12 protein-coding genes and 1 pseudogene are annotated in these 13,012 nt (G+C 32.2%); 6 read left to right on the top strand and 7 right to left on the bottom strand.

Translation table 11 applies throughout. From position 1 onward, the window contains the following. Positions 1–90: 90 nt before the first annotated feature. From ACXVYO_RS13385 to ACXVYO_RS13375, 3 genes are all read right to left on the bottom strand, one after another. Complete coding sequence (locus ACXVYO_RS13385; protein WP_458467395.1) at positions 91–480, bottom strand: hypothetical protein; 390 nt, start codon at positions 478–480, stop codon at positions 91–93. Positions 481–703: 223 nt separating this feature from the next. Then, complete coding sequence (locus tag ACXVYO_RS13380; RefSeq protein ID WP_458467394.1) at positions 704–1,204, bottom strand: YxiF family protein; 501 nt, start codon at positions 1,202–1,204, stop codon at positions 704–706. 76 nt (positions 1,205–1,280) lie between these two features. Beyond that, positions 1,281–1,469 (bottom strand): HNH/endonuclease VII fold putative polymorphic toxin, encoded by a 189-nt coding sequence (locus tag ACXVYO_RS13375; RefSeq protein WP_342719563.1) that lies wholly within the window; start codon positions 1,467–1,469, stop codon positions 1,281–1,283. 271 nt (positions 1,470–1,740) lie between these two features. On the opposite strand from ACXVYO_RS13375, the gene ACXVYO_RS13370 reads away from it, so the two are divergent. Beyond that, positions 1,741–4,128: an RNaseH domain-containing protein gene (locus ACXVYO_RS13370; RefSeq protein WP_458467393.1), complete on the top strand. Its 2,388-nt coding sequence runs from the start codon at positions 1,741–1,743 to the stop codon at positions 4,126–4,128. 9 nt (positions 4,129–4,137) lie between these two features. Further along, positions 4,138–4,584, top strand: a pseudogene (locus ACXVYO_RS13365) (N-acetylmuramoyl-L-alanine amidase C-terminal domain-containing protein); the annotation flags it as partial. Positions 4,585–4,653: 69 nt separating this feature from the next. Here ACXVYO_RS13365 and ACXVYO_RS13360 read toward each other — a convergent pair. From ACXVYO_RS13360 to ACXVYO_RS13350, 3 genes are all read right to left on the bottom strand, one after another. After that, complete coding sequence (locus tag ACXVYO_RS13360) at positions 4,654–5,082, bottom strand: SMI1/KNR4 family protein (RefSeq protein WP_458467392.1); 429 nt, start codon at positions 5,080–5,082, stop codon at positions 4,654–4,656. Positions 5,083–5,205: 123 nt separating this feature from the next. After that, complete coding sequence (locus tag ACXVYO_RS13355; RefSeq protein ID WP_458467391.1) at positions 5,206–5,484, bottom strand: hypothetical protein; 279 nt, start codon at positions 5,482–5,484, stop codon at positions 5,206–5,208. A gap of 14 nt (positions 5,485–5,498) precedes the next feature. Beyond that, entirely contained in the window at positions 5,499–6,500 is a 1,002-nt protein-coding gene (locus tag ACXVYO_RS13350; protein ID WP_458467390.1) for a WXG100 family type VII secretion target, read from the bottom strand. A 177-nt stretch (positions 6,501–6,677) separates the two neighbouring features. Between ACXVYO_RS13350 and ACXVYO_RS13345 the strand changes: the two genes are divergently transcribed. From ACXVYO_RS13345 to ACXVYO_RS13330, 4 genes are all read left to right on the top strand, one after another. Then, positions 6,678–7,823, top strand: coding sequence for an FtsK/SpoIIIE domain-containing protein (locus tag ACXVYO_RS13345; protein ID WP_458467788.1), 1,146 nt, complete (start codon positions 6,678–6,680; stop codon positions 7,821–7,823). A gap of 31 nt (positions 7,824–7,854) precedes the next feature. Further along, a complete protein-coding gene (locus tag ACXVYO_RS13340; RefSeq protein ID WP_458467787.1) occupies positions 7,855–8,385 on the top strand; it encodes a replication-relaxation family protein in 531 nt (176 codons plus the stop codon). A gap of 389 nt (positions 8,386–8,774) precedes the next feature. Beyond that, positions 8,775–9,353, top strand: coding sequence for a DUF3920 family protein (locus ACXVYO_RS13335; RefSeq protein WP_458467389.1), 579 nt, complete (start codon positions 8,775–8,777; stop codon positions 9,351–9,353). A 769-nt stretch (positions 9,354–10,122) separates the two neighbouring features. Further along, positions 10,123–10,809, top strand: a complete 687-nt coding sequence (locus ACXVYO_RS13330) for an alpha/beta fold hydrolase (protein WP_458467388.1) — start codon at positions 10,123–10,125, stop codon at positions 10,807–10,809. Between the two features lie 459 nt (positions 10,810–11,268). Here the strand turns inward: ACXVYO_RS13330 and ACXVYO_RS13325 are convergent, their stop codons facing one another. Continuing rightward, entirely contained in the window at positions 11,269–12,177 is a 909-nt protein-coding gene (locus ACXVYO_RS13325; RefSeq protein ID WP_458467387.1) for a VanZ family protein, read from the bottom strand. Between the last annotated feature and the right edge of the window lie 835 nt (positions 12,178–13,012).

The raw sequence follows: 13,012 nt of genomic DNA, 5'->3' as shown, positions 1-13,012 counted from the left end.
TAAATTGGACGGCTTTTTTATACAAGTTTACTTTAGCTATATCTTACTACATTATAACGACTATGCCATAGTTATTGTATTTGGTTTCTATTATAAGTTGTTATTAAATAATTTAATTGAAGTGTACTGCATTTCTACCCATTCATTAGCTATATCTTGCTCGATTGCTTCTATATCAATTAGTGCTATACTATCATAGACATTTAGTATCGCTAAGTTATCCTCACTGTTATAATCTAGCTTAGCGATGACTTTAAAGCCTTCATCATTCTGAATTATTGCATTTGCCTTTTCATCTGAAAAGGCTATATTTGTATTCCATATAAATTCATCATCTATATCTATTACTACATTATAGTTTTCATTTTTTTCTGGCTTATCGCCATCCCACTCAGCGATAAATTGACTGCTATCAACTTGAACTAATACTGTATATCCATCTAATAACTTTTCTGATATATCTACTATTTTTACATCCATTGTTTATTACTCCTTTATTATTTTTTATATGGTACTCTAACTATGTAACAGCAAATAAAGCCTATGTGTATGTGAGATAAGGTGAAAAAAGGCTCTCAGTTAAGAGAACCTTTTTATCTATCTTCAACGCCATTCTATTTCATTTGAATCAAAGTAGCAGCAGGTATTCCAATTCCTTTTAATTAATTATTTTTAGACACTACAAGCCAATTGTTTTCACAATTTAGATTTTCGTTATTCCCCACATACTGAATTCATAATGATATTCCGTTCTTTCGATACATACGCCGAATTCTAAATCATCACCAACTAATACAAAATCGATATACCCAGTTAGAAATCTTGATATGGTTGATAACTCTTCTAAATTATCGAATACTTCAGCAATGTTTAACTTAACTGCTTCAATTTTACCACCCTTAGAGAAAAAGAGTCTCCCTTGCTTAAGTGGAAATTGAATAGTTTTAGCTGTTTCTTTTAACAGCGCTATTGATAGTCTTCTGTTTTCTTCATAATCAGTGCTACCAAACTTTTTTATGTTTGAATTTTGTTCTAGCGTATTAAATAATTCTTTACAAAATAAATCATTAGATTCGGCATCCATAAATGAGTCTATAGAAATAGTAACAATATTAGAAAGTTTGTCTATCAGTTCTTTTCTATTAGCGTTTCTTTTTGCTTTCATTTTTAGAATTTCAATTCGGTTTTTATTCATATTACTCAAAATTTTTCACACCTTTAGTTTCTTAATTTTTTTCTTTTATCCTTCTAAATCTTCCGGATAATGTCTAGGGTGTTGATTATATCTTCCTTTTTTCCAGTGGGTTTCCTTTTTCATTATCTGCAGTATGGAAATGGGAACCTCTTCCCATCTTATCTTCTCTATGCTCAATTATATATACTTTTTCATTTTTAATATTAGAATAGTCGCCAGGGAATACAGAAGCGAAAAAGGTGATAGGATAGCGAAAAGAGGTATTGATATACATATGTATGGTCAATACCTCTTTTATAATCTTTTGTAAAATTATTGTAAATACCAAATACAATATGCAATGTATATTGTATAATTCTAATGTAGTGTAATTAAGATGAATAAGGGGGCTATGTATGATAATTTCTTTTAACTTTTATCAGAGTCATGTCATTAATATGTAAGTCGGATAAGCGGTATTTGCTTTTCTTTTAAATAATTAAATTATGTGATGATACTTTAGTTTTTTGTGATCAAGAAAAATGTAGAAAGGAAGTAATCATCTTATGGAAAAATTAAAGTTGTTAACATTTGAAAATATAGTAGAACCTCTTTTAAACGAAAGTGTATCATTTATATATTTCCCTATTGAATGGCTTGATATTGTAGAGATACATTATAAGACATTTTTATTAACAAGTAAGTTGAAACGGTTGAATGAAAGATTATATGATATGTTTTCTGATATATTATTTATTCAGCATAATCCATATGTATTAAATGAAAATACACCATGGATTGTATCCAAAGAACCTATTAGAAAAGAACAACTAGAGTATATTTTCCAAAGTTGGTATGAGGTGATTCATGATTGGAAACCAAATAAATTAATAGAATTACCAAAATATGAATGGCATTATGATTTAATTTCTAACTTACCAATACTACATGATAATGAAATATATTCTAAGTGGGTGCCTGCTTTAATTTCACATATTTTTTGTGAACAACCTATTCGATTAGAGAATATCAACGAAGAAGATATATACTTTTCTCCTCTTAGATCACAAAATATTTGCGAATCTATGTCAGACCCTATTAAAGACGAAAAAACACAAGATTATTTTGCCTATGTATATCGGTTTGAATGTATAACGCGCGGAGGCGAAAATATTCCGTTATTAAATGTTTCAATAGGAATTCGGAGGTTTTATCAAGAATATAACCATCCAGATATTCCTTTGCTATTAAGACGAAAACGGGGCATGATATTGGTTTCTACTCCAGAATTTGTAGCGAATAATAAGAAATTACGGTTTGTAAAACTAAAAGTTCAACAGGCTACAAACGGCATAAAATGGATTAAGATATTTAGAAATTTAAAAGATGATTTTCGTATAGGTGGAGAAGTTGAATTAGAGCATATTCTTCAATATCCGAAAGATTATATGATAGGAACAAATATTAGGGTGTTGCTTCCGTACAATGAGAGAATATATAAAGTTCAAGGTACTAAAATAAAACCTGGTATAAAAGTAAAAGAAAGTGAGTATCTATTTAAAAGGTTTCAGCAAAAATTCTCTTATTTCACATTACTACCAGAATGTAAAAAGGTAGCAACAAATAATGAAAATGAATTATTCCCTTTAATTGCACCAAAAGGATTAGAGACTATAACATTAGAAATATGGTCTGAAAAAATATCGTTAGAAGTTGAACAAGCGTTATTTGAAAGTGAAATTGTGTTAGCTCAAATCGGTGAGTCATTATATGTATTAAATGCAGATTCTCCAGTATTGTTAAAAATAGTAAGATATAATGTTGAAAAAGTATTGCAAAATCCATATAAAATGCAATATTGCCAGAAATACAAAACAAATTTAGTAGAGGATGTTATGAAAGCGGTTTATGCTACTGCAGGTGAGCGCAATGATGCGACATTGGCGTTAATCGCAATGAAAAATTGTGATGGGCGTGAAAAAATTGATCCAAAGCAAATCGTTAGAGAAGGGTTCGCACGTACAAACCGTATTTCAGCATTTATTAATTTATTTATAGGTCAAAGTGTAACTCGTAAAACAATTACAAATTGTATTCTTAGTTTATTAGAACAAAAAGGATTTTTGAAACGTAGTTGGAATAAAATAAATTTACCTTGTATATATGTTAATTTATCAATTGAACGAATCTCGAAATTTGATTTTTTACCTATTATTTCACAAATAAAAGGAAAAGAAATTTCATATAAATTATATGGGAATACAGAGTGGCAAACGATCGATTGCTTATTATTAAATGTAAATAAACATAATACTTTTTTACCGCAGCCTTCAAAAAGAAATGATATGGGAATTCAATTTAAACAATTTATTTTTGAAACATTAAAGGGGATTTTACAACGGGCAAAAGAGAAAAATGAGCAAGTGTATTTCATTGTAGATGCGAATTTAAGAAAATATTGGATAAAAGAGTTGCAAAATAAAAAAATTGATATAGATATTTTACCAGAGATTGTTCCTGATGCGTTAAAGGTTCTTAATTTAAACGTTATAAGAATAAATACATCTTTTGATACACCAAAATACGGTGTGATAGAATGTAATGATGTTCCAGAGGGCGCAAATTTATATGTAGATCAAAAAGGGATGTATTATAGCACTGGCGAATATTCGCTAAATGGTAGTGAAACATTGCAGCGATACATACTTGAAATATTAACGCTAGGTGTAAAACCTGTAGAAAGGAATTACATCGCTAAAATGATACACTATATGTGCTGTAATTCAAGTGTGCTTCAGGAAAAAAATATACATATGCCGTATTCTATGCATATGGCAAAAGTAATAAAGAGCTATATGACTGATATAGATGCAAGGGAGTTTAAAGAATTTGATGATGAATTGGATGTAGATATTATAAAAATAAAAAAGAAAGATTCAATTAGTCTACTTTAAATAATAGACAAATCGATGGAGGATATGAGAGCCCGCACATAAGGCTTTATCGATGAGTTATACCGTTTAGGTGCTAAGAAAGTTGGTTTATATGTCGGTAATAAGCCAGCATATCCTTGCGATATTTGGCAGTACACGGAAACAGGAAATGTACCTGGTATTGGTAATTGTGATTTAAATCAATTGATAGGAGGCAAGCTGCTTTCTTGGTTTACTGGAGCAGTGCAAGAGCAAGTTCAAACAACTAAACTAAATATCATCCAATCAGGAGCATTTTCAAGAGAGTATATTGAAGATGTTATGGGAGTATTGACATCGTTAAAAATGACAGCTAAGTTCATTTTACAACCTGATGGGTTAGCATATTTTATTTCTGATCCAACTTCAGATGCTCAATTAAATGCGATGAAGGAGTACCTTAATCGTAGCGATTGGTGGTATAAGTATTTGAAGTAAAACAAAAGGATAGCTTAATCAAAAATAACAGCTGACTCGATATAAATGAGTCGGCTGTTATTTTTTTAACTATGACAACAATTCCTCTACTCCGACACCATCTATTAACAATGCTTTTAATGAAAGAGCTATTTTAATTGCTTCTTCAATATCTAAATCTCCAAAATCCACTGTATATAATCCGAATCCTTCTTTTCCATCTACATATAATAATGCTTTTCCGCCTTCATCATCACCGATTGCCAGTGAATTTGGTATATATTTTTGAATATCATGTGCTTCATTCATCTCTATGCAATCAGTAGGGCCCCAAATACGTATGTAAAGTTCATTTTGTACATTAATCTCTGCGTTTGTACAATTTTGGATTACTTCTAAATAATCTAATGGTACATCTATTGATGAGAACTTTTGTAATTCTTGAATGGTCTCTTTACTCGCTGGTGATTCCTGAGCTTCTAAAGTGAAGGAATCGTTTGATTTTTCTAGAATATTCATTAATGATCAATCCTTTCATACTCTTGGGTGGTATGAAGTTAAGTGAGATTTACTATGTAATAGCAAATGAAACCTATGTATATGTGAAGTGAAAAAGGTTCTCTTAACTGAGAACCTTTTTATTTATCTCCAACGCCATTCTATTTCATTTGAATCAAAGTAGACGGCAGGTATTCCAATTCCCTCTAATTGATTATTTTTAGATACAAACCAATTGTTTTCATCCAATAGGATTGGATTTACATCATCTAAAGGCGGATTATTTTCATCTACCATTTTGTTAAGAAACTCTTTGAAATCAGAAATGTTATTAGTGAAATTAATATTTCCATACATCCAAAAACCATCACCATTTGCATTTGAAATGTCTCCTAAATATATATCTTTAAAGTATAGTTTCATAGCGAATATCCCTCTCATTTCTTAATGTTAAAATATTTACCAGGAATTTCTCCTCTAATAAGGTATTCAGTATCTCTTTTAGTCCAATTTAAAGCGAGATTTTTCCAGTGATCTGTAGTTGCGGAATCTTGTTTTATTAAACGCTCTATTTGCTTAGGGCTTAAAATAGCAACATCTTTTACTTCACCTTCCCTAATTTCCTTTCTTAGAGCAGGTAAATCAATATCAATAATATTTTTACCATAATTACTTGCAACCTCAGGTTTTATCAAGAAACTAGTATAAGGACTATTATGTTTTGCTCCTCTGCGATATCCACCTAAGTTATGTTCAGTTACAGTTACTTGTCGGCCTTTATACATCCCTTCTTTATTTGCTGGGATTAAATTTCCGTTCTCACCAATATGTGGTTTACCGATACCATTTGGTCTTGTTGCTGCTTTTAAGTAATCTTCTCCTCGTAAAAGGTTTTTACTTTCTATTGCAGCATGCGTCATCTTAACGCCTTTTCCTACTTTAGCAAGTTTCCCGACTGGTGTAAGACCAGCTACTGCCATCCCACCCGCAAAGATTCTATCCCAGGTTGATAGTTTTTCACCAGTAGATGGATTAACACCATCCCACGCTCTTTTAATATCATACTCACCACTTATTTCACCAGCTATATCTCGAGCTAGTTTACCGCCATCAAAACCTTTTTCTTCAGAGGAAGGTTTACCACACATTGCACCTTCTTCCATTGTAACATCTTGATTATCTGCATTGCGGAATTTTTCAGCAATCCGTTTCAAGTCTTCTTCTATTTTTACAAGTGAATTGATAGATGTAAAAGCTTTTGGTCTCGCATCATTGAACATTTGAATGAACTGTTGATTAGAGGCACCCATCCATTGAAAACACAATTGATCTATTTCGTTACATAAATTATTATGTATAGATTCTAATGCGATTCTGGTATTATTTGCACGATTAGCCACTTCTTCTAGCATTTCAGGCGTTACTTTGATTTGAACCATTTTTTCCCTCTCTTTCCCAAAAATATGAGATAAAAAGAAAAAAATGTAAACATGGAAATTTTAGATTAGTATAATAATATTTATGTGAACTAAAATCTGCTTAAGTGTAAATAAAGCCTATGTGTATGTGAAATAAAAAAGAGCCGTCCTGTTGGGCGGCTTTTTTAATATCTATCAATTTTCGGTGAAAAGTTCAAAAGTAAAAATGATGATAAGAAAAAAATACAGGTGTTTTTTGAGGTATCTGGTATTGCGATTAAAAGAAATAATGAAGAAAAATTGCAATATCCAAAGTTCCAAAAACAAATTGATGATGATCGTAGTACGACTTATGTTTACACTTTACCGCTTGGCATGCCGAGTAAAATTATTCAGAAGGTAGAGGATGTGGTAAGTGAGGGACTAAATAAACCAGTACGGATCCAGTACGATAATTATAAATTAAACATTCGTGTATTCCATCGGGAGATACCGAAGAAGTGGGATTGGTCAACGGGATTAGTAAAAAAAGGGAAATGGCGCGTTCCAATGGGGCAAAGTCTAGAGAGAATGATTTACCATGACTTTGATATAACTCCGCACATGGTGCTAGGTGGCCTTACACGAATGGGGAAAACAGTGTTTTTGAAAGTATTACTTACCACTTTAATTGAAGCAAACCCTGAAAATGCACATGTATATTTAATTGATTTAAAGGAAAAAGGATTGGAATTTAGCGAGTTTAGTAATTTGAAACAAGTGGTTGAAGTAGCTGATTCAGTCGAAAAGGCACATCGTGTACTCGGAAAAATCATGGAGAAAATTGAAGAGCGCGGCAAACTCATGAAGGAAAATGGTTATAAGAATATAGTTGAGACAAAAGAAAAAGACCGTTTTTTCATCATTGTTGATGAAGGTGCTGTACTCGCTCCGGCAAAAGGGTTGCCGCGTCACGTTAATAAGATTCGAGAAGAGTGCCAATACATGCTTAGTTATATCGCGACTGTATCGGGTGGATTAGGATTTCGTTTGATTTTGGCTACACAGTACCCAACAGTAACTTCAATTCCATCAGTGGTAAAACAAATGTCTGATGCGAAAGTAGGATTTCGGTTACCGACAAGGGTGGCATCTGAAGTTGTTCTTGATGAATCCGGATTAGAAACATTACCATCCTTACCTGGTAGAGCGATTTATAAATCAGACCGACTCACCGAAATTCAAGTTCCTTATATTAGCGATGAAATGATGTGGGAACATCTAAAAGAATATGAGGTGGAAAAACATGAACATCCAGAGTCACATAAAAATCAACCGTCAGATGGCGATACTTGCGACGATTAGAAAGCTGCAGTTTGCCACAAGAAGACATGTGATGAGTGTACATGATATGGGTGGTATTCGAAATGCAAACAGACTTATGGGTGATTTAAAGCCGTATTTGAGTAAGACAATGCAAGGGAAAGAGTACGTGTACTATCTTAATAAAGAAGGGCATGCCATGTTTGGCGATGACGGTAAGGTTGTTTCGAGAGGAAAGCTTGCACATGCATTATTACGGAATGAAGCATGGTTACATTTATTTTGTCCGGATGAATGGCAGATTGAAACGGATATACGTTATATAAAGAATAAAGAAAAAAAGAAAATAGTTCCTGATGTAAAGTTTCGGGATGAAGAAAGGATTCTCCATGCGGTCGAAGTAGATCGCTCGCAGAAAATGAAAGTGAATGAAGAGAAGATAAAAAAATACGAAGAACTTACGCAAATTTATAAACAGAAGCATAATGGGAAAGTGCCAGTTATTCATTTTTTTACAGTGACCAAATACAGAGAAAAGAAATTAGAAGAGTTAGCAGCTAAGTATGATGTTTTTGTGAAGGTGAATGTGATTACAATTATATAAGAGCAAAATAAAAAGGAACATCACTTCTGTGGTGACATATATCGTTACAACTCTTTAGAAAAATAGTCATTCACATCATTAATATCGGATATTCAGATTGTAACTATGAAAATTTGATTCTACGTTCACTTTGTGGAAAATAAAGGCTATAATATGAACAAGTTGCATTAATAATAAATGAATAAATAGATAAATCGAATTAAAAAGGAAATGCATATGAGGTATAAATAATACCTTTGGGGAGGAATCGGATATACATGAGAAGAAAAACACGGTCAAATTTGATCTTGTTCAAAAAAAGACCAATTCATAGAAAAAGGAACAGAAAATTAAGATTGGTAAATTCGCATGAAAATGAATATACACAGAAAAATTCAGGGAAACATTTGATGCATAGAGTTTTCAATTTTCTTTGTTTTGTTAGTGTGATAGCGGGAATTATATATTATGCAACCGATGCCGACTTTCCTTTAGTAACTACTGGAGTAACTGACGAAGAAGCTGTAACAATAACACAAGAAATTGTTAAAACACAAACACAATTTATCTTACAAGATCTAGGTGTTGGAGATGATGGGATTTCAAGTGAAATTACAATTCATAATACCTTGAATGATAATGGGTATGCTGGCCTATTTAATAGTAGTTATGTGACTTCAAATGGAATAAAAGCATATGCTCAAAAATCCGGTGTAATTGATTTATATCCGATGACTTATCTTGTAGAGCGGGATGAGAGGGGGGACTTAGTATCAGCTCCCGCTGATCGACGTCCTACTAAGGATGTATTCCGTAAAGCTATGATTGAAACGCTCGCTCATGAATTACGACATTATTGGCAACATCAGACCGGCGAATATTTCAAATATCCGTATGATACTAGTATTCCATATGATGAACGTTGGGCTGAAAAAGATGCAAAGGATTATATGGGGAGATATTACAAGTCGATTCAACATAAAAACTAGTGTAAATGTTGAATATGAAATGGTGCACTGTTTTACAAGTGATAATAATATGGAGATTTGCGTCATAATGGCAGTGAGAGTGATGTGTAATAGAAGAAATAAAAAAATAGTCCTTCTATGGTCACATATATCGTTGTAACTCTTTAGAAAATAATTCTAGTTCATCAAAAATCGATAAGTTCATATATAATCACCCCTTCAATTATAAAGTGCTGCGATATGTTCTAATTCTATAAGTTTTCATAAAGAACCTTTTTGATGTGTTAAAGTTAAGGTTTTTGTAAGAAAGAAGCGATACGTTACCAAAGAAATGTAGAAATTTCTATAACAGTTTCCTTCATTTCTTTATCTATCTTGAGTTCATCTGGGAGCAGCACCACATTGCTATCAAGTTAAAAAATCTGTTGTTCTCCAAAACGATAAAAATAAACTTCGGTGCTATAAAAACACAAAATTTCCATTTAGGGGGTACTTTAAGATCTTAGCTTGATGGGCATGTGCATGAAACCAACATCTCTAGCAAGATCGCGTAAGATATTTGGAGGTAAGAAGCTTTGAATCTCTTGAGCAAATAGTTGTAATTCGTCAGACACAGAAACAGACATAAAAAAACGCCATCCTTTCCTATGATTCTACAGAAAGAATAGCGTTTTTTTTGTATTTAAGGGTATTAAAATCTCTTAAGCTGAGGCACATATAAGGTTAATTTTGTAAAAATGGATTATAATGAATTTTGGAAATATAAAACATATTAGAGGGGAGATATATTATGACAACGTTTATACTTGTACACGGTGCATGGGATGGTGGATATGTTTGGAGGGAAGTTGCAACACAGTTGAGAAAAGAGGGGCATGAAGTATATACACCTACATTAACGGGACTTGGAGAAAGAGCGCATCTTGCACATCCGGGTGTAGGATTAAAAACATATATTCAAGATATTGTGAACGTTATTCACTATGAAAAATTAAAGGAGGTTATTTTAGTAGGGCATAGCTATGCTGGAATGGTAATAACGGGGGTTGCAGAAATTATTCCAGAATGCATTAAAAATATTGTGTATATTGATGCGATGATTCCAAATAACGGGGATTCTGTAATGGATATATCTGGTCCGGAAATATCTTCACATTTTATAGAAGAAGTAAAGGTTCATGGAGATGGATGGCGTATTATTCCAAGAAATGCATCAGATCAAAGAAAAGTTGCTATGCCGCTTTTAGCATTTACACAATCAATTGAAATGAATAATTCGATAGTGAATGAGATTCCGCATACATATATAGAAATTCTTGATCATCCTGCAAATTGGCCAATGGCTCCTATTTTTCAAAGATCAGCTGAAATAGCAAAGGAGAGAAAATGGGACGTATATTCTATTCAAAGAGGTGGGCATTGGGTTATGCAAACAAATCATGAAGAATTAACTCGTATCTTAGAAAGATGTATTTAATAACATAAAAAGAATGTACATAAGAAATTTACTTAGCGTATATTTTCATTAAAATGCTGGTGGTACGTCTATTATGGATAATATTAAACCGAGAATATCGCTAACCGTGACTGAAGTAGTTATTAAAAGTACTCGTTGGGCTTATATAGTTTTGAAGGCTAAGGCATTTATGAAGATAAGTTCTCACCGTTTGTAAAGGTTGTTTCAACTAATTAATAATTAAAAGACTATCCCTGTGCACAAGCCAGAAGATAGTCTTTTTTTGAAAATTAAGTAACTGAGAAATAACGAAAAAAACAAATTAAGCTTTTGGAATTCATTAACTTTAGAAAATAACGTTTTTTTACACTTGGGGATGCAACAAAAACTTAAGTCGATGGGTGTGTGGTACTGCCCTGTGTCTAACAATCGGGGGGAAGTTCACTTTATGATTATATGCGTATAAAATGAAAATTCACATTATTTCCTTGCGGAAATAGGTGGACTCGTTAGAACTACGTCATGATCTTTTAACTGTACGCGAAAGATATATACTGGTTGAGAAAAACCTTTTGTATCCGTGACGCGTTCTAAACTATATTCCGTAATGACTAAAGTCTCGCCTTCAAATTCTTCACCCGCTCCGAAAGCTCCCATAGGATAAATATCTCCTTGTTTCAGCTTTTGAAATGCTTCTTTTGGAGAAATAATTTCGACGTCTCGCACTTTTTCACCTGTAGAATCGAAAACAGGCATTTTTTTACCTTCATCGCTTAACTCTAGTGATGTTTTTATAGTGACATGAGACATATCTGTTTTTCTGTAAGGATCAAATGGCATATTACCAAATTCCTTCATTTCATACGAAATAATTATTCCAAGTGCGAAGAAGCTTACAGCAGCTGGTAAGATTAAATATTTGACTATATATGTGTGTGATTCCTTTTTTTTGAGAAGAATAAGAACTATATTGAATATACAATACCCTAGCATCATTCCAATAGTATTATGAAGTAAATCGTCTAGTTCCGCACTTCCACGAAGTGTTATAAATTGAAGAGTTTCAATAAATAAAGATGTTGTAATTGAACTGATTAACATCCATTTTACTTTTAAAAAAACTTCATTAAATAAAGGTAATAAAATCCCTAACGGAAACAGCATACCTATATTAACAAATATATGAAAAAAAGAATTAAATGAAAATTGATTCCATGCTTGTTGATACTGGCTTAGTACATCGAAATCAATAGTTCTTACAAAGATATTCTCAGCTGAACGCCCAAATGTGGTAGCTATCATTAAAAGGGAATAATATCCTATAATTAATATAAATAATATAACTTGTCGTTTAGTAAATTTCTTTTCTAGTTTATTGATAAAATTCATTTTACACCTACTTTAGATATTTCGCCTAGTCCATTGATAAATCTTGCATAGCCTGGGATTACTTTTCTAACAACTTGGGATTCTAATTCTTTGATTCTCTTATTCATAAAGTCTACTCCTTGTAAATTGTAAATTTTGCTGTTCATAAAGAGTGTAGTGCGAGAGATGTACACATATACATATAGGATATAAGGAACTGTTAAAATAAAAAGTAGGGTAAACTTTTTATTTTTATTAAATATTTGAAGCCTTTTCTTTTGATAACCTAACTTCAAATGTTGTTCTTATCACATTAATTTTCAACAGAAATCCCCCTTATGCTGTTTGCCTATATTTTTAGGAATACACTTAATAGACAATCTAAGTAATAAATTTGTTCCACATTAATAAGGAATCAAACCAGTGTGTTTCGATTGAATATCGAAATACACTGGTAATTTAGTCTTTTTCTTATTGTCTACTTAATAGGGGGAAGACCCCATTGCTATAAAGCTAAGATTTTGAGACCCTTATAATAAAATTTTAGCTTTTTACAGTTATTTATGAGAATTCAGCTCAATTTTCTCGTTTTGGGGTATTTGCTTTTCTTAGGTTGGTGGGCATGGGGTAGTACCAACAAAGCACGAATTTTACAGCCTAAGAAGAATTTTTTGAAATTTGCAAGTTATGAACGCGACTATTATTATTTTTTTCTTTAATTAATGACTTTGGTCATAGTGGCAGTTTGATTGATGTGTAAAGGGAAAAATACAATGAAGATTTTTAACAGAAGAAAATAAAAAAGTGCTAACAAGTTTGCAAACGAACTTGCTAACACTTATACAGAATAGACATA

The organism is Bacillus sp. BC08 (assembly GCF_054326875.1).
The sequence above is the reverse complement of the archived record's forward strand: the minus strand, read 5'-3'. Positions and strand labels throughout refer to the sequence as shown.

Coding starts and splice junctions, on each gene's coding strand:
- ACXVYO_RS13335 (WP_458467389.1), top strand. CDS start 8,775: ATGCATAGAGTTTTCAATTTTCTTTGTTTTGTTAGTGTGATAGCGGGA.
- ACXVYO_RS13360 (WP_458467392.1), bottom strand. CDS start 5,082: ATGAATATTCTAGAAAAATCAAACGATTCCTTCACTTTAGAAGCTCAG.
- ACXVYO_RS13375 (WP_342719563.1), bottom strand. CDS start 1,469: ATGTATATCAATACCTCTTTTCGCTATCCTATCACCTTTTTCGCTTCT.
- ACXVYO_RS13340 (WP_458467787.1), top strand. CDS start 7,855: ATGAGTGTACATGATATGGGTGGTATTCGAAATGCAAACAGACTTATG.
- ACXVYO_RS13330 (WP_458467388.1), top strand. CDS start 10,123: ATGACAACGTTTATACTTGTACACGGTGCATGGGATGGTGGATATGTT.
- ACXVYO_RS13370 (WP_458467393.1), top strand. CDS start 1,741: ATGGAAAAATTAAAGTTGTTAACATTTGAAAATATAGTAGAACCTCTT.
- ACXVYO_RS13385 (WP_458467395.1), bottom strand. CDS start 480: ATGGATGTAAAAATAGTAGATATATCAGAAAAGTTATTAGATGGATAT.
- ACXVYO_RS13355 (WP_458467391.1), bottom strand. CDS start 5,484: ATGAAACTATACTTTAAAGATATATATTTAGGAGACATTTCAAATGCA.
- ACXVYO_RS13350 (WP_458467390.1), bottom strand. CDS start 6,500: ATGGTTCAAATCAAAGTAACGCCTGAAATGCTAGAAGAAGTGGCTAAT.
- ACXVYO_RS13325 (WP_458467387.1), bottom strand. CDS start 12,177: ATGAATTTTATCAATAAACTAGAAAAGAAATTTACTAAACGACAAGTT.